17 protein-coding genes are annotated in these 23,718 nt (G+C 73.2%); 9 read left to right on the forward strand and 8 right to left on the reverse strand.

From position 1 onward, the window contains the following. The first annotated feature begins 2 nt into the window (after nucleotides 1-2). Nucleotides 3-617 carry a GNAT family N-acetyltransferase gene (locus O0S08_RS32540; RefSeq protein WP_269033270.1) on the forward strand — a complete coding sequence of 205 codons (615 nt, stop codon included), beginning with the start codon at nucleotides 3-5 and terminating at the stop codon, nucleotides 615-617. Nucleotides 618-1,260: 643 nt separating this feature from the next. Next, nucleotides 1,261-1,500: a hypothetical protein gene (locus O0S08_RS32545; RefSeq protein ID WP_269033271.1), complete on the forward strand. Its 240-nt coding sequence runs from the start codon at nucleotides 1,261-1,263 to the stop codon at nucleotides 1,498-1,500. A 205-nt stretch (nucleotides 1,501-1,705) separates the two neighbouring features. Here O0S08_RS32545 and O0S08_RS32550 read toward each other — a convergent pair whose 3' ends face one another. From O0S08_RS32550 to O0S08_RS32565, 4 genes are all read right to left on the reverse strand, one after another. Then, nucleotides 1,706-2,230 carry a DinB family protein gene (locus tag O0S08_RS32550; protein ID WP_269033272.1) on the reverse strand — a complete coding sequence of 175 codons (525 nt, stop codon included), beginning with the start codon at nucleotides 2,228-2,230 and terminating at the stop codon, nucleotides 1,706-1,708. Between the two features lie 197 nt (nucleotides 2,231-2,427). Beyond that, nucleotides 2,428-2,865 carry a hypothetical protein gene (locus O0S08_RS32555; RefSeq protein ID WP_269033273.1) on the reverse strand — a complete coding sequence of 146 codons (438 nt, stop codon included), beginning with the start codon at nucleotides 2,863-2,865 and terminating at the stop codon, nucleotides 2,428-2,430. Nucleotides 2,866-3,224: 359 nt separating this feature from the next. Beyond that, nucleotides 3,225-13,205, reverse strand: coding sequence for a non-ribosomal peptide synthetase/type I polyketide synthase (locus O0S08_RS32560; protein ID WP_269033274.1), 9,981 nt, complete (start codon nucleotides 13,203-13,205; stop codon nucleotides 3,225-3,227). Nucleotides 13,206-15,619: 2,414 nt separating this feature from the next. After that, on the reverse strand, nucleotides 15,620-16,339 hold the full coding sequence (locus O0S08_RS32565) for a hypothetical protein (RefSeq protein ID WP_269033275.1): 720 nt from the start codon (nucleotides 16,337-16,339) through the stop codon (nucleotides 15,620-15,622). A 428-nt stretch (nucleotides 16,340-16,767) separates the two neighbouring features. Between O0S08_RS32565 and O0S08_RS32570 the strand changes: the two genes are divergently transcribed. From O0S08_RS32570 to O0S08_RS32595, 6 genes are all read left to right on the forward strand, one after another. Then, nucleotides 16,768-17,529: a DUF4388 domain-containing protein gene (locus tag O0S08_RS32570; protein WP_269033276.1), complete on the forward strand. Its 762-nt coding sequence runs from the start codon at nucleotides 16,768-16,770 to the stop codon at nucleotides 17,527-17,529. Then, nucleotides 17,526-17,894 (forward strand): roadblock/LC7 domain-containing protein, encoded by a 369-nt coding sequence (locus O0S08_RS32575; RefSeq protein ID WP_096331661.1) that lies wholly within the window; start codon nucleotides 17,526-17,528, stop codon nucleotides 17,892-17,894. The genes O0S08_RS32570 and O0S08_RS32575 overlap by 4 nt, the downstream gene beginning before the upstream one ends. Before the next feature lie 7 nt (nucleotides 17,895-17,901). Beyond that, nucleotides 17,902-18,312 (forward strand): hypothetical protein, encoded by a 411-nt coding sequence (locus O0S08_RS32580; protein WP_269033278.1) that lies wholly within the window; start codon nucleotides 17,902-17,904, stop codon nucleotides 18,310-18,312. Further along, the gene (locus O0S08_RS32585) at nucleotides 18,309-18,848 is read left to right on the forward strand and encodes a protoglobin domain-containing protein (RefSeq protein ID WP_269033279.1); all 540 of its coding nucleotides are present in this window, start codon (nucleotides 18,309-18,311) and stop codon (nucleotides 18,846-18,848) included. The genes O0S08_RS32580 and O0S08_RS32585 overlap by 4 nt, the downstream gene beginning before the upstream one ends. Before the next feature lie 428 nt (nucleotides 18,849-19,276). Next, nucleotides 19,277-19,621: an ArsR/SmtB family transcription factor gene (locus O0S08_RS51360; RefSeq protein WP_371879562.1), complete on the forward strand. Its 345-nt coding sequence runs from the start codon at nucleotides 19,277-19,279 to the stop codon at nucleotides 19,619-19,621. Further along, nucleotides 19,618-20,463 (forward strand): SRPBCC family protein, encoded by an 846-nt coding sequence (locus O0S08_RS32595; protein ID WP_269033281.1) that lies wholly within the window; start codon nucleotides 19,618-19,620, stop codon nucleotides 20,461-20,463. The genes O0S08_RS51360 and O0S08_RS32595 overlap by 4 nt, the downstream gene beginning before the upstream one ends. Nucleotides 20,464-20,671: 208 nt before the next feature. On the opposite strand, the gene O0S08_RS32600 is transcribed toward O0S08_RS32595, so the two are convergent. From O0S08_RS32600 to O0S08_RS32615, 4 genes are all read right to left on the reverse strand, one after another. Further along, nucleotides 20,672-20,974, reverse strand: a complete 303-nt coding sequence (locus O0S08_RS32600; protein WP_269033283.1) for a carboxymuconolactone decarboxylase family protein — start codon at nucleotides 20,972-20,974, stop codon at nucleotides 20,672-20,674. 33 nt (nucleotides 20,975-21,007) lie between these two features. Then, nucleotides 21,008-21,253, reverse strand: coding sequence for a carboxymuconolactone decarboxylase family protein (locus O0S08_RS32605; protein WP_269033284.1), 246 nt, complete (start codon nucleotides 21,251-21,253; stop codon nucleotides 21,008-21,010). A 1-nt stretch (nucleotide 21,254) separates the two neighbouring features. Next, the gene (locus O0S08_RS32610; RefSeq protein ID WP_269033285.1) at nucleotides 21,255-21,578 is read right to left on the reverse strand and encodes a hypothetical protein; all 324 of its coding nucleotides are present in this window, start codon (nucleotides 21,576-21,578) and stop codon (nucleotides 21,255-21,257) included. Nucleotides 21,579-21,876: 298 nt separating this feature from the next. Next, on the reverse strand, nucleotides 21,877-22,089 hold the full coding sequence (locus O0S08_RS32615; RefSeq protein WP_096331653.1) for a helix-turn-helix domain-containing protein: 213 nt from the start codon (nucleotides 22,087-22,089) through the stop codon (nucleotides 21,877-21,879). 805 nt (nucleotides 22,090-22,894) lie between these two features. Here O0S08_RS32615 and O0S08_RS32620 point away from each other — a divergent pair. Next, entirely contained in the window at nucleotides 22,895-23,629 is a 735-nt protein-coding gene (locus O0S08_RS32620) for a succinate dehydrogenase/fumarate reductase transmembrane subunit (protein ID WP_269033286.1), read from the forward strand. Nucleotides 23,630-23,718: the final 89 nt, after the last annotated feature.

Genomic DNA, 23,718 nt, shown 5'->3' on the forward strand with positions numbered 1-23,718 from the left:
CCATGACCCACGAGAACCCAGGCAGCGAGGTCGCGGCGCTGCAAGCACGCCTGGCCCGCCAGCTCGAGCAGGACGACCTCCGGCTGGTGAGCGCGGCCGGCGAGGTCGAGCTGGTGCGGATGCAGGAGGCGGACGCAGAGGCGCAATTCCGGGTGGTCGAGGCCAACCGCGCGCACCTCCGCGAGTGGCTCGGCTGGCTCGATGTCACGATCCAGGTCGAGAACATGCGCGAGTTCATCGCCGACGCGCGCAGCCGGACGCGCGACGAGGGCTCGATCGTGTGGGCGATCCGCCACGGCGGCGAGAACGTGGGGGTGATCAGCTTCCACGCGATCGAGTGGGCCGAGTCGCTGGCGTCGATCGGCTACTGGCTGGCCAGGTCGGCGACGGGCCGCGGGCTGGCGACGGCGGCGCTGCGCACGGTCGTCGAGTTCGCGTTCGGCGCGCTCGGGCTCAAGACCCTGCGCGCCCGGGTCGCGCCGGGAAACACGCGCAGCGCGGCGCTGGTGCGCCGGCTCGGGTTCCGCGTGGTCGGCGTCATCGACCCGGGCGAGGAGCTCTACGGGCGACCCGTCGCCCACGAGGTCTTCGAGCTCGAGAATCCTGCGGCGGGCTGACTGTTTTTAAAACGTGTCCTTCGGGGCATGTCGATGGATCGTTGATTCATGTCCTTCTGGACATGTTGATTCACGGCCCGGCGCGTGTCACGTCCGCGCGGTTCTTCTGCCCGGCGGTCCGGGTGTGGCGCTTCGCGAATTGCCGACTGCGCCGTGAGAGGCCGACCCGCCGTCGCAGGCTCCGATGAGAGATGTCCCCGGGAGCAGATTGGGAGGCGCCTGTTCGACGGCCAGGGCTGGCCGCCGAACAGACGCCTTTTCGCGTCTTTAGCGGCGTGTCATTCCGGGGCGACGAATCCGTGTCTCGCGGTCACGGTAGCTCGGCAGGCGCGGCCACGCGGGGCACGGCTGCGGCCATGAGAAGCCGCCCGCGGTCGAGGACTCCGAGGATGCAGATTGGCGCCTATTCTAAGGACTGGCCGAAGAACTTTTCGCGCCATCACCGACGTGTCATTTCGAGGGTGACGAGTCCGCGTCTCGCGGTCTTGGTTGCTCGGCAGGCGCGGTCGCAAGAGCGCGCCACACGAGTCCAAGTCTCACCGGTCGTGAAGGCGAGCCGCGACAGCAGGGCCGGCCCGGTCGCGCTGCGCGGTTGTGAGCCCGACGTCGTGCAGCCACGGCGGACCGCGGTGTAACTTCTGGCATGGACAACGAATCCCAGACCCTCGCAGCCGCGATTGCGCAACAGAACAATCTCCTGCTCCAGATCGCGGCCGATCTCTCCGCCATCAGGAAGATCATCGAGCGCTCCACGGCCCCGGCCGTCGAGCAACAGCAAGAAGGGTTGACCATCCCCGGCGCAGAGGAAACGGCTCAGCCTCCCGAGCAGGAGCTTCGTGCTGGTGGCCACAAGGTCGGAGTTGCCCTCGAACTCGAGCAATAGTCTGCTCACCGACCCCAGGCGTCGTCCGGGAAGCGCCGCCCTTCCGGACCCGGGGGTACGGCTACAGCCGTGAGAGGCCGACCCGCCGTCGGGGCTCCGAGGGTGCAGATTGGCGCCTGCTCACCAGCTGCCCGCAGAACTTTTCGCGTCATCATCGGCGTGTCATTCCCAGTCCGCGTCTCACGTGACAACTCGGCAGCCCGGGTCAGCGGGGCCGCACGGCGTAGAGGAAGCGCGCGTAGCCGATCTCGGCCGCGTTCTTCATCAGCTCGACGTTGGCCCACGCGATCACCTCGGCGAACGGGCGGTCCTGAAACGGCCAGCGGGTCCGCTGCGTCGCGCGCAGCTCGCCGTCGTCGAGGGCGACGACGGCCGCGCGCCAGCTGGATTGCAAGCGTCCGAGCCACTCGCGCACGCCCTCCGCGTCCCCGGGCCACGCCACGTCCTCGCGCGCCAGGGTGCCCGCGCCGAACGAGTGGTCGAGCGCCATCGACCACCAGAACCCGATGTGCCACGTCACCCAGCCGATGCTCGGCGGGCCGATGTCGTAGCCCTCGTGCTCCGGCCAGTCGGCCCCCCAGCGGCCGTCGGCCGCCCGATGCACGTGCAACCCCACGTGCGCCGGGCGCCACAAACACTCCTCGGTCGTGAGTCCGTCGAGGTGGTACTGCGCCAGCATCCACGCCGTATCGAGCTGCCGCAGCAGATAATCGCGCGCCTCGGTCGTCATCGCCGGATCTTCGAGAAGAGCGCCGCGAATTTCAAGCGACCGGCGCCTCCGCCGCGCACGACGAGAGGTGTCCGAAGAGACAGGTACATACTCGCCCCCTACGGCTGCCTCGCAGAGCGCCGACCCTCGATCACCTGCGACTCGTCAGGACCCACGCCCGAGCGCGCGAGCTGCAGCGGGCCGGGAAGGACGCCGAGTCAGCGGATCCGCACGCTCTCGCAGCGGCCGGCGACGCAACGCGGCGCCTCGATGTTGAAGCTCGGCCGGCAGTCGTAGTTGCACACAACCCCGTGATACCCGGCGCAGTCGAGCTTGCCGCCGTACCGCGCGGCGCGGTCGACCCGCACGCCCGTGCACGCGCCCTCGCACATGCTGCACTGGGTCAGGATCGCCGTGCAGTCGCCGTCGCTCGCGCAGGTGCGATCGTCGGCGTCGACGACCAGCGCGGGCTCGTTCGTCGCGGGTGCGGACTCCGTCGCCGGCGGCGTCGCGGTCGCCGGCGGCGTCGCGGTCGCAGGTGGTGTCGCGGCAGCGACCGGCGTGGCGACGCTCGCGGGCGCCGGCGCGGGCTGGGCGACGCGCGCCTCGCCGCACGCGATGGCGAGCAGAGCGAGCGCGACGACCCTCCTCGGCATGGGACGAGTCTCTCACCTCGCCTGGCCCAACACCACCCCCGACGGGTTCGGCGTCATGGCCCTGGCGAAGGCGATGCGGGGGCCGGGCCGCATCCACGCTGCGTTCGGCCCCGGCGGGCGTGCTCACCCCACCCGCTCACGCTCGACAGCTGCAACCTCGCGGCCGTCGGCTTCGATCGTCCACGCCAAGCTCGACAAGTTCGTCCGCGCTTTCTCCGGCGAGCTCAAGGAGAGCTCCAGGCTGTGCACGGACGCGCGGCGCTCCGCGCTTGACGAACAGGCCGACGGCTCGTCACGACGAGGACGCAGCGCAGCGGACCCGCCCTCTCTCGACGAGTCCGCGCCTCCGAGCGCCGCGATCACGCCCGCCGCCCGAGGTGGCGATCGATGAGCCGCGCCAGCGTCTCGACCCATGGCTCGTCCATCATCGTGAAGTGGTCGCCGGGCGTGCGGTACAGCGAGAACTCGCCCTCGACCAGGTCGAGCCAGTACATCCCCGCGTGCGTGTCGCGGGCGTCGCGTTGTTCGCTGGCCGCGAAGTACACCACCTCCGCCGCGATCGGCCCCGGCCGGTAGCGCTGCTCGGCCAGGCACGTCGCCAGCACGATCTGCCGCAGCGCCGCGTCCGTCTCGAGCGCCGCCACGAAGCTCTGGTACGACGGCGACTCGCTCGACGCGAACACCTCGTGGCTGCGGAGGAAGTCGTCGATCGTCTCGATCACGTCCTCGTAGACCGCCGGCATCGACGGCGCATCGAGGATCAGCAGCCGGACCGCGTGGCCGCGGGCCTCGAGCTGGCGGGCCACCTCGTACGCAGTGATCCCGCCGGCCGAGTGCCCGCCGACCGTGTACGGCCCCTCGGGCTGCACGCGCAGGATGTCGGCCACGTAGCGCTCCGCCATCGCCGGCACCGAGTCGAGCACCGGCTCGCCGGGGTCCGTGCCCGACGCGCGCACGCCGTAGATCGCCGCCCCGCCGGCGTCGAGGTGGCGCGCCAGCGGCAGGTACGTGTAGACCGTCCCGCCGATCGGCTGGACCAGGAACAGCGGCCGCGTCCCCGGGCGACCCGGCCGCAGCTGGACCAGCAGCGAGCCGCCGGCCTCGGCCTGGCCGCCGAGCAGGCCGCGCAGCGCCGCCACGAAGCCGGCGAAGTTCGGGTGCTCGAGCAGCGCGTGGACCGGCGTCGTCACCCCGAAGCGCTCGCGCACGCGGGCGCGGATCTTCACCGCCGTCAGCGACGTCCCGCCGAGGTCGAAGAAGTTGTCCCCGTCGTGCACCCGCGCCACGCCCAGCGCCTCGCCCCAGATCTCCGCCACGATCGCCGTCAACCCGTCGCGCGGCGCCTCGCGCACCACCTCCCTCGCGCGGGTCGTCGCCTCCTTCTCCGCCGGCGGCGCCAGCACCAGCGTCGGCGCGGCCGGGCGCAGCTCGAGCGTGTGGCGGGTGCGGGCGAACGGGTACGTCGGCAGCGGCAGCTTGCGGCGGCGCTCCTCGCCGGTGAACGCCGACCAGTCGATCGTCGCCCCCGCGCACCACAGCTGCGCCAGCGCCAGGAGCAGCGCCTCGAGCTCGCTGCGACCGGCGCGCGGGTGGGCCATCGACGCCACCACCAGGCGGTCCGGGCCGGCGTCGGGGTGGTTGCGGATGAAGCTCGCCAAGTGACCGCCGGGGCCGACCTCGAGGAACGCGAAGTCGGGGTCGGCGTGCAGCGTCGCCACTCCGTCGGCGAAGCGGACCGTCTCGCGCAGGTGGCGGCCCCAGTAGCTCGGGTCGCCGACCTCCGCCTGGCCCCACGTGCCCGTCACGCCCGAGATCACCGCGATCTGCGGCGCCGCGAACTCGACCTCGCGCGCCCGCTCCACGAGCCGCGCCACCAGCGGCTGCATCAGCACCGAGTGCGACGCGGTCGCGATCGGCAGCCGGCGCGCGTCGATCCCCTCCGCCTGCAGCGCCGCCACGAACGGCGCCATCGCCTCCACCGCGCCCGCCACCACGCAGGCCTCGGGCCCGTTGATCGCCGCCAGCGACAGCCCGGGCAGCAGCCGCGCCGCCGCGGCCTCGGCCGACAGCGGCACCGCCACCATCGCCGCCGCCGGGGCCGCGTCGCACAGCGCCCCGCGGGTAGCCACCAGCGCGACCGCGTCGGCCAGCGAGAACACCCCGGCGATCGTCGCCGCCACGTACTCCCCGAGGGAGTGGCCGAACATCGCCGCCGGGCGCAGGCCCCAGGCGAGCAGCACCTGCGCCAGCGCGTACTCGACCGCGAAGATCGACGCCATGTTGCGCGACGGCGCCAGCAGCCGCTGCTTCGCCGCCTCGAACTCGCCGGGCGGCGGGAACATCGACGCCCGGATGTCTTCGCCCAGCTCGGCCACGAACAGCTCGGCGCAGGCGTCGAGGGCCGCGCGGAACGCCGGGATGGCGGCGTACAGCTCGCGGCCCATGTCGACGTGCTGGCTGCCGCCGCCGGGGAACACGAACACCACCTGCGGCGCGCGGGCGCGCACCTGCCCGCGGACCACCTGCCCCGGGCTGCGGCCGCACAGGGCCGCCTGCGCGCCCTCCCCGTCGCGGCAGACCGCCACGCAGCGCGCCGGCGACAGCGCGACCCGCTGCTGCAGCGTGTACGCGACGTCGGCCAGCGGCAGCGTCGGCCGCTCGCGCAGGTGCGAAGCCAGCAGCTCCGCGCGCGACGCCAGGGCGTCGCTCGTACGCGCCGACAGGGGCAACAGCTGCCACGGTCGGCCCGGGCTGGTCGGCGCCGGCTCGGGCGCCGCTTCGAGCACCACGTGCGCGTTCGTCCCGCCGACCCCGAACGCGCTCACGCCCGCGCGCCGCGGCCCCGCCCCGGCCGGCCAGTCGACCGCCGCCGCGGGGACGAAGAACGGGCTGTCCGCCAGCCGCAGCGCCGGGTTGGGCGCCTTGAAGTGCAGCGTCCCCGGGATCCGTCCGCGCTCCAGCGCCAGAGTCGCCTTGATCAGCCCCGTCACCCCGGCGGCCGCGCTGAGGTGCCCGAGGTTGCTCTTGATCGACCCCAGCGCGCAGCCGCCGGTGCCCGCCTCGGCGGCGCGGAACACCTGCGTCAACGCGGCCACCTCGATCGGGTCGCCGAGCCGCGTCGCCGTCCCGTGGGCCTCGATCAGCGCCACGCTCGCCGGCGACACGTCGGCCGCCGCGTAGGCCCGGCGCAGCACGTCGACCTGGCCCTGCAGCCCCGGCGCCGTGTAGCCGACCTTCTCGGCCCCGTCGTTGCCGATCGCCGAGCCGCGGATCACCGCCCGGATCGCGTCGCCGTCGCGCACCGCGTCGGCCAGGCGCTTCAGCACCACCACCCCGACCCCGCTGGCCGCCACGGTCCCCCCCGCCTCGGCGTCGAAGGGCCGGCAGTGGCCGTCGGGCGAGAGGATCGACCCGTCCTCGTGGACGTGGCCGAGCACCGCCTCCGGGGCCACCGCGGCGCCGCCGGCCAGGGCCACGTCGCACTCGCCGGCCCGCAGGCTCTGGCAGGCCAGGTGGACCGCCACCAGCGACGTCGAGCACGCCGACAGCACCGTCACCGCCGGCCCGCGCAGCCCCAGCTTGTAGGCCACGCGCGACGTCAGGTTGTCGGGGATGTTGGCCACCCCGCGCTGGAATTCGTCGATCCCGCCCGTCGCCCCGCCGAGCGCCAGCCAGTGGCGCGGCGCGTCGCAGCCGCCGAACACCCCCACGCGCGGCGTCCCGCGGCCCGGGTCGCAGGCCGCGTCCTCGAGCGCCGCGAACGCGGTCTCGAGGAACACCCGCTGCTGCGGGTCCATCAGCCGCGCCTCCTGCGGGCTGTAGCCGAAGAACGCCGCGTCGAAGCAGAACGCGTCCTGCAGCGCCCCGAACGCCGGCACGAAGCCCGGCCCAGGCTCGATCCCGGCGGCCGCCAGCGCCTCCGCGTCGGCGAAGCGGATCCCTTCGACCCCCGCGAGCAGGTTCTGCCACAGCGCCTCGACGCTGTCCGCCCCGGGGAAGCGCCCCGCCAGGCCGACGATCGCGATCGCCTCGCTCGCGACCTCCGCCCGCGTCGCCGTCGTCGCAGCAGCGACCTCCGGCGCCGCCCCGGCCAGCCGCGCCGCCAGGCTGCGGATCGTCGGGTGCTGGAACAGCTCCACCATCTCGACGCGCCGCCCGAACCGCGCCTCGATCGCCGTGCGCACCCGCGCCAGCAGCAGCGAGTGGCCGCCGAGCTCGAAGAACGGCTCGTCCACCCCGACCTGCTCGAGCCCCAACGCCTCGCGCCAGATCTGCGCCAGCGCCTGCTCCACCTGCGAGCGCGGCAGCTCGATCGCCCGACCTTCCGCCCGCGGGCGCCGCTCGGCCAGCGCGCGCACGTCGACCTTGCCGTTCGGCAGCGTCGGGAACGCCTCGACCGGCACCACCGCCGCCGGCACCATGTGGCCCGGCAGGCGCCCCTGCGCGAACTCCCGCACCGCCGCCGCGACCCCCTCAGAAGCCGTCCGCGGCACCACGTACGCCACCAGCTCCTCGCGCGTCACGATCACCGCCGCGTCCTGCACTGCAGGGTGGGCGCGGACCGCCGCCTCGACCTCGCCGAGCTCGATGCGGAAGCCGCGGAGCTTGACCTGGCGATCGAGCCGACCGGCGAACTCGAGCTGGCCGTCGGCCCGCCAGCGCACGCGGTCGCCGGTGCGGTACAGCCGGGCCCCTGGCGCCCCGGAGAACGGGTCGGGCACGAACCGCTCGGCGGTCAGACCGGGCCGCCCCAGGTACCCGCGCGCCACCCCGGCGCCGCCCACGACCAGCTCGCCGAACACCCCGAAAGGCGCCGGGTTGCCGGCCGGGTCGAGCACGTACACCTGCACCTCGGCCAGCGGCCGGCCGATCGGCGGCGGGCCCTCGCCGGGCTCGCACGCGTACGCGGTCGCGCACACGGTCGTCTCGGTCGGCCCGTAGGCGTTGACGAACCGCCGCCCGCGGCCCCACCGGGCCACCAGCTCGGCGCTGCAGGCCTCGCCGGCGGCCACCACGTGCACGAGGTCGGGCAGCGGCGCGTCGGCCATCGCCGCCAGCACCGACGGCGGCAGCACGCACATCGACACCCGCCGGCTGCGCAACACCTCCTCGAACTCGGGCCCCGGCACCGGCAGCCCCGGCGGCAGCAGGCACAGCGTCGCGCCCGCGCCCCACGCCAGCAGCAGCTCGAACACGAACGCGTCGAAGCTCAGCGCCGAGAATTGCAGCACCACGCTGTCGTCCGTCAGGCCGAACAGCACCCGCTGCGCCCGCGCCAGGTTGACCGCGCTGCGGTGCTCGACCACCACCCCTTTCGGGCGGCCCGTCGAGCCCGACGTGTAGATCACGTAGGCCGCGCGCGACGGATCGTCGGCCGCGGTCACCGCCCGTGCATCGGCAACGATCGCGTGCTGGTCCACGTCGAGCCGGATCACCTCGCGCCCGGCGAACCGCTCCGCCAGCCGCGCCTGCGTCAGCACCACCCGCGCCCCGCTGTCGGCCAGCATGAACGCCAAGCGCTCGGCCGGGTACGCCGGGTCGAGCGGCAGGAACGCCGCCCCGGCCTTGAGCACCGCCACCACCGCGATCACCAGCTCGAGCGACCGCTCCACGCTCACCGCCACCAGCGACTCCGGGCCCACGCCCCGCGCCGCCAGGTGACGCGCCAGCAGCTCCGCGCGCCGCTCGAGCGCCGCGTAGGTCAGCTGCGCATCACCCAGAGTCACCGCCACTCGCTCCGGCGCCGCCCTGGCCACCAGCGAATGCATCATCTCCGGCCGGCCCGGCACCGCCGGCGTCGCGTTCCAGCCCGACACCACCGCCGCGCGCTCCTCCGGCCCGAGCAGCGGCACCTGCGACACCCGCCCGTGCGGCCGCTCGATCACCCCGCGCAGCAGCGCCACGAGGTGCTCGCCCATGCGCTCGATCGTCGCCCGCTCGAACAGGTCCGCGCTGTACTCGAGCAGCGCCGACAGCTCGTCGTCCTCGTCGCGGACGTACAGCGTCAGGTCGAAGATCGCCCGCGGCACCTCGGGCTCGACGCTCTCGACCTGCAGCCCGGCCAGCCGCAGCTCGCGGGCCCCGGGCGGCTGCGGCGCGAAGCCGACCTGCACGACCGGGTTGTGGCTCAGCGTGCGCTCGGGCCGGAGCTCCTGGACGATGCGGTCGAACGGCACCGCGTCGTGGTCGTAGGCCGCCAGGGTCGCGCGGCGGACCTGCGCCAGCAGCTCGGCGAAGCTCGGGTCGCCGGCCAGGTCGACGCGGATCGGCAGGGTGTTGACGAAGAAGCCGACCAGCCCCTCGAGCTCCACGCGATCGCGGGCCGCCGTCGGCATGCCGAGCACGATCACCGACTCGCCGCTGTAGCGGTGCAGCAGCGCCGCGAAGCCGGCCAGCAGCACCAGCGTCGGCGACAGCCCGGCCGGCGCGCCCAGGCGCCGCAGCGCCGCGCTCACCTCGGGCCCCGGGCGCAGCGCCACCGCCCCGCCGCGGAAGCTCTGCGTGTTCGGCCGCGGCCGGTCGGTCGGCAGCGAGAGCAGCCGCGGCGCGTCGGCCAGAGTCTCGCGCCACCACGCGATCGACCGCAAAAGCCCGTGCTGCACGCGCCCGCGCTCCCACGCCGCGTAGTCGGCGAACTGCAGCGCCAGCGGCGGCAGCGAGGCGGTCTCCCCGCGACGGCCCGCCTCGTACAGCGCCGCCAGCTCGTCGAGCAACAGCCGCATCGACCAGCCGTCGGTCACGATGTGGTGCAGGTCGAGCAGCAGGAAGTGCTCCTCGTCGGCCAGCTGCAGCAGGCACCCGCGCACCAGCGGCCCGCGCTCGAGGTCGAACGGCCGCCGCAGCTCGTTCGCCAGCCGGCGCCCCAGCTCGAGCGGGCGCAGCTCCTCCGGCAGGCTGCGCAGGTCGAAGCGGCGCAGCGGCACCGCCCCGCGGCCCGCGATCACCTGCCGCCCCTGCCCCCGGACCTCGACGAACGTGGTGCGCAGCGCCTCGTGGCGCTCCACCAGCGCATCGAGCCCGCGCTGCAGCGCCGCCGCGTCGAGCGGCCCGCGCAGGCGGAACCCGTGCGGGCAGTTGTACGCAGTGCTGTCCGGCGCCAGGCGGTGGAGGAAGAACAGCCGCTCCTGCGCCAGCGACAGCGGCAGCGGCCCCTCGCGCCGCGCCGGCTCGATCGCGGTCGCCTCGACCGCCGGCGCCCTGCGGGCCCGCACCGCGCCTGCCAGCGCCGCCACCGTCGGCCCCGCGTACAGCTGCGCCAGCGCCAGCTCGACCCCGAACGTCCGCCGCACCCGCGCCAGCACCTGCGTCGCCAGCAGCGAGTGGCCGCCGAGCGCGAAGAAGTCGTCGTGCGCCCCGACCCGATCGATCTTCAGCACGTCCTGCCAGATCGCCGCCAGCGACGCCTCGAGCTCCGAGCGCGGCGGCACCGACGTCGAGGCCGTCGCCTCGTCCTCCGGCCGCGGCAGCGCCCGCTTGTCGATCTTCCCGTTCGGCGTCAGCGGCATCGCCGGCAGGGCCATGAACGCCGTCGGGATCATCGCCTCCGTCAGCGAGCGGCGGAGGAACGCGCGCAGCTCGGCCGCCACCTCGCCGGCGACCTCGCCCTGCGCCGCCACGAAGTAGGCCACCAGCCGGCGCTCGCCGGGCGTGTCCTCGCGGGCGATCACCGCCGCCTCCTGCACGCGCGGGTGGCGGGAGATCGCCGACAGCACCTCGCCGAGCTCGACCCGGACCCCGCGGATCTTCACCTGATCGTCGCGCCGGCCGAGGTAATCGACGGTGCCGTCGGGCCGCAGGCGCGTGATGTCGCCGGTGCGATACAGCCGCGCGCCTGGCTCGTCGGCGAACGGATCGGGCACGAACCGCTCCGCGGTCAGATCGGGCCGGTTCCAGTAGCCGCGGGCCAGGCCCTCGCCGCCGATGTACAGCTCGCCGGGCACGCCGACCGGGCACAGGTTCATGTGCGGGTCGAGCACCAGCACGCGGGTGTTGGCGATCGGCCGGCCGATCGGCGGGTGCGGCACCCACTGCGAGCGCGCCGCGGGCAGCGGGTACGCGGTGACCACGTGGCTCTCCGCCGGCCCGTAGTGATTGTGCAGGGCGCACTGCGGCAGGCGCTCGAACAGCCCGATCACCGGCGCGGTCAGGTGCATCTGCTCGCCCGTCGTCGTCACCTCCTTCAGGCTGCGCAGCACCTCGGGGCGGTCGGCGAACTCCTCCGCCAGCTGCTGCAGCACCACCACCGGCAGGATGACCTTCTCGATCGCCTCGGCCTCGATCGTCGCGCCGAGGCGGGCCACGTCGTGGCGGACCGCCTCGTCGATCATGTGGACCGAGCCGCCGGTGCGCCAGGCCGTGAACATCTCGTAGAAGCACACATCGAAGCCGAGCGCCGCGAACTGCAGGGTGCGCGCCCCGCCGAGCAGCTCCGCCGCGTGCCACTCGATCAGGTTGACGAGCGCCGCGTGCGGCATCCCGATCCCCTTCGGTCGGCCCGTCGAGCCCGACGTGTAGATCACGTACGCCAGGTCGCCCGGGTCCGTGCGCGGCAGCGGCGTCACGCTCGCCTCGAGATCCGCGTCGACCAGCACCGTCCGGGCCTGGCTCGGCGGCAGCGCGGCCGCCAGCCGCGAGCTCGTCACCATCGCCACCGCGCCGCTGTCGGCCACGATCCAGGACAGGCGCTCCGCCGGGTACGCCGGATCGAGCGGCACATAGGTCCCGCCGGCCATCAAGATCGCCAGCACCCCGACGGCCAGCTCGAGCGAGCGGTCGAGGAACAGACCGACCGGCACGTCGGCGCCGACCCCGAGCTCGCGCAGGCGCCAGGCCAGCCGGGTCGCGCGGGCGTGCAGCTCGCGGTACGTCAGGCTGCGGCCGGCATCCACGACCGCCGGCGCCTCGGGCGTGCGCGCGACCTGGGCGGCGAACAGCCCGTGCAGGCAGTCGGGCCCGACGTACGCCGCGTCGGTGGCGTTCCACTGGTGCACGATCGTCTGCAGCTCGGCCGGCACCAGCAGCGCCAGCTCGGCGATCGGCCGCCCCGGCTCGGCCAGCGCCGCCACCAGCACCATCTCCCAGTGGCCCAACAGGCGCCGCACGGTGTCGGCCTCGAACAGGTCGCGGTCGTAGGCGGCGAGCAGCAGCCCGGCGCGCAGGTCGAGCGAGAGCTCGAGCTCATGAGCGACGACCCCGAGGTCGAGGGTGACCGCCGAGGGCTCCTCGCACGCGCCGTGGAAGTACACCTGGCAGCCGGGCGCGCGGGTCGTCATCGCCGCGACCAGCGAGGCCAGGGCGCCGTGCTCCTGCGCCGTCGCCACCGCCGCCTGCGTGCGCTCCAGCAGCGCCGCGAAGCCTCGCTCCGGGGCCACCGCGACGCGCAGCATCCAGCGGTCGGCCACCGGCCCCAGGCGCCGCTTGGCCGCCGGCCGGGCCGCGCGGGCCTCGACCACCAGCTCCGACTGACCGGTGTAGCGATGCAGCACCGCGAGCAGGCCGGCCAGGGCGACCGTCTGGACGTCGACGCCGGCGCGGGTGGCCGCGGCCACCAGCGCCGGCGGCAGGTCGTCCCCCACGCGGCGCGACACCCTGCCGCCGGCGCGGGCGGGCACCGGCGAGCGCGGGCGATCCACCGGCAGCTCGAGCAGCGCCGGCGCGCCCGCGTGCTGGGCTTGCCACCATGCGATCGCCCCGCGGGTCTGGGGCGACTCCAGCGACTCGGCCTGCGCCCGCAGGTGTTGCGTATAGAGGCCGGTCACCTGTCCGGTCATTCGACCGCCCCCCTCGACCAGCATTCGCCATTCCTTAATAAGAGACTCGGCGTCGCTGTCGGCATCGGCGAGCAGCGCGTGCACGACCAATACTGCCAGGTGCCTGCCGGCGCGCTGGCGGATCAGGTAGACCCGCCAGGGTGGCTCCTGGCGTGGGTCGAGGCTGCTGCGGGCCGCATCGCCGGCGCGGCGCAGCACCTCCTCCTCGCTCCAGTCGGCGCCCTCGATGCGGACCAGCCGCGGCGAGGCGGCCCCCGCGATCACCTGGTAGAGCCGCGGTTCGCCGTTCTCCTGCGTCTGTTCGCAGAAGGTCGTCCGCAGCAGATCGTGGCGCTCCCCGAGACGCGCCGTCGCCTGCTCGACTCGCCCCGCGTCGAGCTCCCCGTCGATCCAGACGGCGGCGCAGCGGTGGTTGACCGGCGACGGCCCGAACAGCCCCAGGCGCAGCCATACGAGCGCCTGCTCGCACGAAGCAGCGATTGTGTAGCTCGCCGGCGGGCTCTCCCGGTGCGGTGGGCCGCGGTCGATGCAGTCGAATTCCGTGTATACATCCGAGCGACGAAGGTGCACATTTCCCCCTTTATGCGCGAACGACACGCGCTGGAGCGATTCGCTCCCGCTGCGGCAACTTCGTCTCGGGGCGCGGATATGATTCGCCGAGATGAAATGCCCGTAGTCGTGGAGCCAAGAAACGACTATGTCCCGTGTAGCGGGTATGAATAGATATACAACTCGGCGCCGCGCCGCGTAATAGGAATTCTACCGACCGGACAGCTGTCCGCAAGCCGCCTCGCAAATGTCATTTGCCGAACCTTGGTTTTGAAGGTGTCCCCGCGCAGAGCAACGAACTTTCGCGCCGACGAGGCCGCGCCGCGCGGTACAGGGAGATCTCCCCGGCGAAGGACACTGTGAAGCATTCACGGCTCCTGCAGCGAACGGCTGTCCGCGCGATATGCACACCCCGGCGTGTCTCTCGAGCTCTGGGGACACACTACAGGAAAGGCCGGCATCGCGCATCCTTGTCTGTGCATCGGTCTGTCTCCACATTCTACGAACCGCTCGCGGACGCGGACGCTCTTCAGCCGGCGGGTCGGCGACTGCTGCTTGCACTCGACCCCGATGAGCCCGCCCGGCGCGGCCCGACGGGCAGCGAGGGTCGCTCGACGAATCATGGCACACCGGTCGGTCGTGCTGACAATCGCCCCGGCTCGCGCCTCGACCGGACTGTCCACAGCCACCGCCCGCGCGTGCCGGCGAACCGACGCTTCCCCGGGTTTCCCGCGGCGATCGTCTGCGGACGCGCCGCGAAATCTCGCCCGCTCGCCTCGCCTCGCGCCCCGGGACCGTCGGCGCACGGAGACACGCGCGCGACGAGCTCGCCCTCGAACAAACCCTTGCTCGCCGCGCTCATCCCCGGGCAGCGCTCGAGCACCCCGCGGGCAGCCCGCCCGCGGAAGAACGGCCGCGATCGTTCTCCCCTGCCCGCACCGGCTCGCAGCGCGAATCACCGGACTGCTCGTCGACTCACGACAATCGACACCGACCCCTCGCGGCGCAGTTTCTCGGCGGTTCTGCCTCACCCCGGCATCCGCGGTCGTCCGTCGCGCACGCCTCGCTCCGCCACGAGTCGAGCGCGTCGCCTCGATCGCCGCACGCCCCACCCGCACCGCTGCCCTCGACCGCAGCCCGCCGATTCTCCGCCTCGCACGGATCGCTGCGCTCGACGTCCGCACCGCTGCCCTCGGCTGTAGCCCGCCGATTCTCCTCGCCGCACGGGTCGCCGCACGCTCCGCCCGCAGCGCCGCCCTCGACCGCAGCCCGCCGATTCTCCGCCTCGCACGGATCGCTGCACTCGACGTCCGCACCGCTGCCCTCGGCTGTAGCCCGCCGATTCTCCTCGCCGCACGGGTCGCCACAAGCTCCGTCCGCAGCGCCGCCCTCGACCGCAGCCCGCCGATTCTCCGCCTCGCACGGATCGCTGCGCTCGACGTCCGCACCGCTGCCCTCGGCTGTAGCCCGCCGATTCTCCTCGCCGCGCGGGTCGCCGCGCTCGACGGCCGCTCCGCTGCTCTCGGCTGCAGCCCGCCGATTCTCCTCGCCGCGCGGGTCGCCGCGATCGACCGCAGCGCGGCGATTCCCGTCGCGACACGGCTCACTTCCCTCGCCGCTCGCTCTGTCGGCCCCGCTCCGGTCGAACGCGCAGCCCTGATTCCCCTCGCCGGGACAGCGCTCTCCGCCGCCGCTCGACCCGTCGGCGCCTGCGCGCTGGCCGATGGCCGCGCCCGCATCATTAAAAAATGCCGCACCTTCCGACGGTAACCGGCGCACGAGCCAGCCGCAACCGGTTCGCCCTGCCATCAATCTGCAGCGAAGCCCGAGGTTGCGGCCTGCAGGCAGCACCTGCGAATCAACGGTGCCGGCCGCGAGCCGTGCTCGTGTGCGCCGGCCCGCGGCCGATTGACCACATGTCCCAAAGGACACTTTTCTTCTTTAAAAAAAAGAAGAATGTGGAGGCGCATCGTCGCGCCGCGACCGATCGTCGCAATCGTCCCGCGAGCGCCGCGCACGCCGTGACTCCGGCCACCGCCTCGTCACCGCCTGCCGCGGGCCTCCCTTTCGATCGCGCAAGACTCGCTGAATTCGCCGGCGAACGCTGGCGGGCCGGCTCGATTCGCCGAGCGGCCGTCCTTCGCCCCGCCCGCCCCGGAGCGCCCGCTCGCCGGCACCTCACGGCCTGCGCCAGCGCTCCGCGCCGTCTCCGTCCAGCCCGCCTCGCTGCGCTCGCTCCCCGGCTCACGGCCTGCCCCGCGGGCTCGGGTCCGCCGCTCGATGCAGGCCAGGCTCCGGAGGACTCGCCTCACCGCGAGGTCGCAATCAGCGGTGCACGCGGACCCCAGCGCGCGCGGTCCTCACATTCCTCTGTCGCTCGCACCCACCGTCCAGAATCACGAGCGCCGCGGCGGTGCCGTCGATCTGGCGCGCGCTCACGCGCCGCGCTCGGCGATGTGAATCGCGCTGGCGACGCTCTTCGCCACTGTCTCTTGCAGGAGCGACGAGAACAGCGTGTACGCCGCCTTGTGGCCGTAGTACAGCCCGACCGCGCGGCGCTCGTCGATGCGGAAGCCGTGGCGCCAGGCGATCGCGCCGGTGTCGGCGCGGCGGATCTCCACGTCGAACTCCCCGTCGAAGGAGAGGAAGGTGAACGGCGCCCCGATCAGCGCCAGCACCCCCAGCGGCACCGCGTTGCTGTGGATCCGCATGTCGGTGCGACGGATGGCGCCGTCGATCACGTACCGCGCATCGCCGCCCTTGCGACATCGTTCGGGCGAGGCAGTCACCTCGATCGGCCAGTCGGGCCGCGCCTCCCGGATCGTCGCCGCCAGCAGGTCCGGCAGCGCCGTCCCGAGGTCGCCCGAGCGGACCTGCGGCCGCCCGTGCTTGCTGCCGGCGAAGCCGCCGCGGTCGACGTAGTGGATCGTGTTCCCCATATAGAGGAGATTGGGCCCGGGGATCAGGCCGACCGGCGAGGTGGTCATCAGCCGATCGCCGCGGAGGTCGTCGAATCGACACACGAGCAGCGGCACAGGCGGACCTGCGGCCTCGGGCAGTGCCGGCAGCTGGATGGGCGTGTCGTGCAACGGGGCCAGGTGGGTGCTGCAGCCCGCCGCGACGAGCGACGCGACCGCGATTGCGCGTGAGAGCATGCGCCCTTGAACCCGAAAACCGGCCGGCTATTCCCGCCCCGCGCCGATCTTCCGCCGGCGCGATCGAGCGCGCGACCCGGCCCCCCGACCCGCCGCCCTCGGGGTCGCGTCCCGGTCGACCGCATCCTGATCGATCATTGCGGCGCTGGCACGGTCCGATCATTGCGCATTGTCGACAGTCGATCCGCGAAACAGGAGGATCGACGATCGCGCACCTCCCCGCGCCGCGACCGGACGTCGCAGGCCCGACGTCGACGGCGCGCCCCGATGACGCCGCGGCAGGTCGACGCCGCGCCCACATTCGCCGCGCGGCCTCGCGGTCCAGCTCACGAGCCCCGCAAGTCTTGCCGGCACCGGCACCTGGTCTCGAGAATCGCCGGTGATACAGTGCAGTCCATCGATTGGCTGTTTTCGACCGGAGAACTACGGTGATTGAGCCCATACGCGCCCTGCGTCCCCGATCCACCGAGCTGCTGCGCGGCGACCTGCGCGACGTGAGCCTCGTGTCGCTGCTGCAGCTGGCGCAGGTCGAGGCCGTGAGCGGCTGGCTGCGCGTCGACGGCCGCGGCGAGATCAGCCTGCTCAAGGGCCACGTCGGCAGCGTCGTCTGCGGCCGGCTGAGCGGCGTCGAGGCCCTGCGCGAGCTCGCCTTCCACGACCGCGGCCGCTTCGTCCTCGCCCGCGGCGAGCCTGCCGGCGACCGCTGCGGCGACAACGTCACCTTCGCGCTGATGGACGCCTACCGCCTGCGCGACGAGTGGAAGCGGCTCGCCGAGGCAGTCCTGCGGCGCGTCGACGAGAAGCCGTGGAAGCCCACCGGCGGCCCGTTCGACCCGATCGTGCTCGAGCTCGACGGCCAGCGCCCCCTCGCCGAGCTCGTCGCTCCGCACCTCGGGATCGTCACCCTCGTGATCGACGCCGCCCTCGACGCCCTGCGCCTCGGCCTCGTCGAGCGCGTCCTCGACGCCCAGCGGCGCCCGCCCGCGCTCGCGGTGGTCGACGGCGAGGACTACGACGATTTGCTCGACCGCGGCCGCGAGCTCGCCCGCCGCGGCGACTACGACGCCGCCGAATCCCTGCTCCGCCGCGCCCTCGCCCGCCGCCCGGACGATCGCGTGGTCCAACAGAACTTGCGGGCCCTCGCCCGGCGCCGCGCCGCGGCCGGGCCCGACACAGAGGAAGTCCGATGACCCGCTCCGAACAGATAAGCAAGCTGCTGCGCAACCTCTCCACCACCACCCCCGACATCGAGGCCGCCGCCGTGGTCGACAACGACGGCCTCCTCATCGCCTCGGCCCTGCCCGCCGACGTCGAGGACGACCGGGTCGCGGCCATGAGCGCCGCGCTCCTCGGCATGAGCGAGCGGATCGTCCGCGAGCTCGCGCGCGGCGAGTTCTCGCTGGTCATGGTCCGCGGCTCACAGGGCTTTGCGATCCTCGCGCGCACCGGCGCCGACGCGGTGCTCACCGTGCTCGCCACCGAGGCCGCCAAGCTCGGCCTTGTGTTCCTCGACATCTCGCGCGCGGCGAAGGAGATCGGCCGCCTGCTCGGATGAACCGCCGATGCACGGCGTCGAGGCCCAGCTCACCGCCCTCCTGGGCGGCATGAACCGCGGCGGCGGTTATCCGTTGTCGCTCGTGTGCACCGACCAGGGCCTGCTCGTCGCCGCCGCCGGCGAGCACGCTCGCAGCGACGTCGCCGCCGGGCTCACCAGCCTGTTCGACGACATCGTCAACCGCGCCGTCCGCGACCTCGGCCTCGCGGACGTCGACGAGCTCACCCTCGCGGCGCCCGACGCCGGCCGTGTCGTCATTCGCCCGCTCGCGCGCGACTGCGTGCCGCGGCTGTTCCTCGTCGTATTCGTCCCCGGCGGCCGCACCTGGCGGCGCCACACCAATCACATCACCCGCAAGCTGCTGGCGCTGCTCGGCCCCTGGCTCACGCGCGCCGCAGCCCCGCAAGAGGCCTCATGACCGACTCGTCCGCCGTATACGCCGCGATCCGCCAATTCATCGCCTTCGACGACGACGACGCCGCGCGCCTGCGCGGCCTGGCCCCGCTGTTCGCCGTCCACGGCCCCGCCCTCACCGATCGCTTCTACACCAAGCTCGCCGCCGAGCCCGAACAGGCCGCCCTCATCGCCGGCCGCGTCGAAGCGCTCAAGCAGACCCACCTGCGCTGGCTGGCCGAGCTGTTCGCCGGCGACTACGGCGAGCGCTACTTCGCCGAGCGCTGGCGGATCGGCCTGGCGCACGTGCGCGTCGGCGTGCGGCCGTGGTGGGTCGAGGCCGTGACCAGCTTCCTCCGCAGCGAGGGCCTGGCGCTGCTCGAGGCCCACATCGACGACCCTGCCGCCCGCGTCGCCGCGGCCCGCAGCCTGCTGAAGATCCTCGACCTCGATCTGATGATCATCAACCTCGCCTACGCCGACGACCGCGTCGATCGCCTGTGCCGCTTCACCGGCATGAGCCGCAAGCTGATCGAGCGCTGCATCGCCCAGGGCGGCTAGCCTTCGCATCACGCCCGGAGATCGCGCGAGCACGGCATCCACCGCGTCGATCATTCGAGCACTTCACGAGCATGCCCCGTCGCTGAATCGATCGGCATCGTCGAGCACCGCCGAACGCTGCAGCCAGGATCACCTCGCGCCCATGAGCCGCGCGAAGGCCCACGGATGCGCGAGTATCTTGCCGCGTCGATCTTCATGCCCCGCCGATGAATCGATCGGCATCGCCGAGCACCGCCGAACGCTGCAGCCAGGATCGCCTCGCGTCCTTGAGCCGCGCGAAGACCCACGGACGCGCGAGCATCGAGACGCATCGCCGGGGCGCGCGACAGCAGCTCACTCCTCCCTCGCGGCTGCTGGCCCGTCGACTCCACGCGCGTCATTCGCGCAAATATATTCTCTTGCAAGCATATAGTCATCCATGCCATGGTATGCGCGTGTCCGAGGCGTTCCAGGTCCTGGCCGAGCCGGCGCGGCGACAGATCCTCGACCTCCTGCGCGAGCGTCCGCGCCTCGTCGGGGAGTTGACGGAGCAGCTCGGCTTGCCGCAGCCGAGCACCTCGAAGCACCTCAAGGCGCTGCGCGAAGCGGGCCTCGTGCGGGTCGGCCGCGACGGCACGCGGCGCTGGTATCGGCTGTGTCCGGAGCCTCTGCTGGCGATCGATCAATGGCTCGCGCCCTATCGCCGCATGTGGGAGAGCAGCTTCGCCGCGCTCGAGCGCCACCTCGATTCCATGCCCGACGACGACGACCCCCCCGCGAAGGAGCGCACATGAACGACACCTTGCACACGATCGACGGCCGCCACGTCCTCCGCATCGAGCACCCGCTGAAGCACCCGCCCGCCAAGGTCTGGCGCGCGCTCACCGAGGCGCCGCACTTGCTCGCGTGGTTCCCGGCGGCGATGGACATCGACCTCCGGGTCGGCGGCGAGATCCGCTTCACCATGGGCGACGACGTCACCAGGGGCGTGGTGACCGACCTCGAGCCGCAGCGCGTGTTCGCGTACACGTGGGACGGCGATCACCTGCGCTGGGAGCTCCACGCCGACCCCGGCGGCAGCCTGCTCGTCCTGCTCCACACCTTCGACGACCGCGCGGGCGCGGCCAGCTTCGCCAGCGGCTGGCACGTCTGCCTCGACGCCCTCGAGGCCGCGCTGGCCGAGCGCCCGTTCGTCGAGCCCGACGACACCTGGGCCGCGCACGAGGCCTTCGTCGCCGCCTTCGGCCTCGCCGAGGGTCGCGTCGAGGCCACGCCCGACGGCTGGGTGGTCCGCTTCGAGCGCCAGTTTCGCCGGCCGATCGACCGCGTCTGGCCCGCCCTCCTCGCCGGCGCCGACGCGTCGCTCGCTGTCGGCGACCCACCGCCGCCCGCCGCGACCGCCACCGTCGCCCCCGCGGGCGAGCTCACCGAGCTCGCGCCCTCGTCTGTCCTCGAGTACAGGTGGCACCACGACGGCCGCCCCGCCGGCCGCGTCCGCTGGGAGCTCTCCCCCGGGCCCGGCGGCGCACGCCTGATCCTCACGCACACGGGCCCGCACGCGCTCGCCGACCTCCGTCCGGCCGCTCTGGCCGCCTGGCGCGCGCAGATCGAGCACCTGGCCCTCGCCACCCGCTGAGCCTGTCCTACGAGACAGGTCCTTCTGCGCTCGGCCGGCGCCTGCCGACCCGACCTCTGAAAAAAACATGTCTCCGAGGACATGTGCTCGCCACGCCCTCGCCTGTGCCTGCCGACGCCGGCAGGCACGAGCTCCGGAGTCGCATGTCCCCGCGGCATGTTATCGCCAGGCGCTCACCACTGCGAGCCGCCCGCAGGCGCCTCGCGGCTCACTTGTAGCCGCGCGTCAGCAGCCTCTGCGCCGAGGCGTCGAACGAGGCCTGCGACGGCACCTCGAACTCGAACGCGTCGGCGAGGCGGGTGATCACGTTGAACGCGAACGCCACCATGAGCGCGTCGATCACCCCCTGGCGCGACACCCCGGCCGCCAGCACCGGCGCGACGTCGGCGGCCGTCAGCGACTCGCGGGCGCGCGTCACCTTCGTCAGCAGCCGGAGCGTCGCCTTGACCTTCTCGGGCAGCGCCGCGGCGTCGGGGTCGGCCAGCGCCGCCGCGATCGTCTCCTCGCCCATCACCTTCGACGCGACCGCGCCGTGGGCCCGCGTTCAGAACTCGCACTCGTTCTTCTTCGACACCCACGCGGCGAACAGCTCGCGCTCGCCGATCGACCACTCGGACGGCCCGCGCAGCACCTCCTGGAACAGCGCCCCCATCGGCTTGCCGAACATCTCCGGCCGGTAGCGCAGGGTCCGGACCACGTCGGGCGCCCGGTGACCGCTGAGCACGCGAATCACCGCGAACATCAGCCGCTCTCGCACGCTCCGCGGCGCTTCGATCGAGGGGATCCGCATCTCAGCGCGCCCCCTCTGCCAGCGCCGCCGCCAGCGCCGCCATCGCCGCGTCGAACTGGCGCATCGCCTCGCCGACCGCGGTCGCCACGGTCAGCTCGAAGATCGCGTCGTCGCCGAGGCCCGCCTGCCGCACCGCCGCGACCATGTCGTCGTCGACGCGGTACGCGTTGCGCCGCACCGTCGCCACGTACTCGGCGATCGCCCCCGGCGTGCCCTCGCCGTCGTACGCGCGACGCCGGGTCTCTCGCTCGGTGGCGCCGTCGCGGTCGAGGATCGCCTGCTGGACCGCGGCCCGCAGCGCGCTGAAACGATCGGCCTCGTGCATGCGGCGAGGATGCCACAGCCCGCCCGGGCCGGGAGCCCGTACGCGAGCAGGTCGGCGCGAGCCGCTCCGCCGCTCCGAACATCCTCGGAGCTGCGGAGCGCGCTCGCGCGCACGGCGACCAGCTGAACTTCAAGCCATGTACTTCGGAGCAGAACTCTGGGTCGACACCGGAGCCGCTCGAGGGGCGAGGGTCGGCGCAGCAGGCGAGGCCTGGTGCCGCCGTCATGCGGCGCCCGTCGAGGAGCGCCGCGGGGCCGGTCCGCGCTGCCAGGGCGCTGACCCTGGACGCGGCGGTGGCTCAGCTGGTGTGCGCCGACGCCGACGCCGACACCGCGGCGGACTGCCCGCCACGACGCGGCCACTCGAGGCCGAGCTTGATGATCCGCCGCTTGAGCGCGTGCCGGGTGATGCCGAGGAGGGACGCCGCGCCGACGATGTTGCCGGCGGTGGTGAGCGCCTCGTTGCAGAGGCGGCGTTCGGCGTTCTCGAGGTTGAAGTCTTCCAAAATCATCTGTGGCAAGGTCCGTACTCCGTGTGACGATGTGTATATCGCAACGGAGTGTTCTCGCGCGGATCAAGCGGAGCCGCGGCGGCAACTCACGACCCCTCCGGCGCCGCTTCCACGGCCAGTTGAGCGGGCGTCGCGGCCGCGAGGTCGACGCCACGAGCGGCCGTCAGCGGCGTCTCCGCGGCCGCAAGAGCCACTTTCGCGAAGATTCATCGCCGTGCGCGGCGGTCCGATCGCGGTCGCCTGTCGCCCGCGAGATCGGTCGAGTCCTGCAAACACGAACTATGGCGACACGCGCGATTCTGCGCGACGCCAATCCGCGGTGACGCCCGCTCGCTACGCCCCGATCCGCGACCTCTTCGGCGCGGCGACCACGTCGCGCCCGCGCGGTCGAGCGGCCCACAGCCGCCGCGTGTCGCCGCCGGTACGCCCGGCTTCGACGCAGCAGGCAGCCGGGCCTCCGCTGTGCAGCGGGCACCCACGCCGCGCCGGGCGAGCAGCCGGAGCGCCGCATTGCGACGCGAGCAACGAAGGTCGCACGACCCTCTGCCGTACGCGTGACGAGTCCCGCGAGTCTTCGCAGCGCGCACGACGAGCCACGTGGCTCCTCGCTGCCCCGCGAGCGGCAATCCACGCGACCCGCCGGCACCCGTGGACTTGCGACGCGCCCTTCGCAGCAAGAGCTGCAGGCGCCTCCCCGAGCCGCGGACGACGGCCCCGACATGCGGCGGGCTGCCCCCTCGCCCGACCCCAGTCCACGCGCGAATTTTCCACGTCACGCGGCCGGGGCCTGCCTCGTCTGGCCTGCATGAGTCCCGCGACCGATCCATCCCGCGACGCCGCGCGCGAGCGCGCGCTCATCCGCATTCAGGCCGCCAGCGGCGCCCTGTTCGCCGTCTTCCTCGTGGCGCACCTCGTCAACCAGATGTTCGCCGCGGCCGGCCCGCTCGTGTACGACGAGCTCCAGGGCCAGCTGCGCGCCGTCTACCAGGCCCCCGTGGTCGAGCTCGCCTGCGTCCTCGCCCCACTCGTCGTGCACGTCGTCGTCAGCGTGTGGCGCATGGTCCGACGGCGTCGACGCGGCGGCGCGACCTCGACCGCGCCGCGCATGAAGTGGCAGCGGCGCTCCGCGATCGTCCTGCTGATCTTCACCCTCGGCCACGTCGTCGCCACCCGCGGCCCCTCCCTGGTCTACGGCGTCTTCCCCGGCTTCGACGGAGTCGCCTATACTATGGTGTGGTTCTTCGCCTGGTTCTTCCCCTATTATTTATTGTTCTCGATCGCCGGGCTCTACCACGCATTGAACGGCCTCTCCCTCGCCCTGCCGCGAATCGGCCTGGCCGGTCCGCCCGCCCTGCGCTCGGGTCGGGCCGTCGGCGCCGCGTGGCTGGCCGGCGCGATCGCCCTGACGCTCGGCCTGGCCGGCCTGGCCGGCGCCTGGCACGACGTCCGCGAGCGCGCCGTCGCCAGCCCCTATGCGCGACTGCTGGTCGACCTCGGCGTGTCGAGCGGGCCGGCCAAACCGACGAGACCCGCGCAGTGACCTGGGCCCGTCACGCAGTCTCACGAATCATCATACTCGACGATCCGGGCGCGGCTCCCGGAGCCGCCACCGATCATTCTCCATTCGCA

This window comes from Nannocystis punicea (genome assembly GCF_026965555.1).
Lineage (GTDB): Bacteria > Myxococcota_A > Polyangia > Nannocystales > Nannocystaceae > Nannocystis > Nannocystis punicea.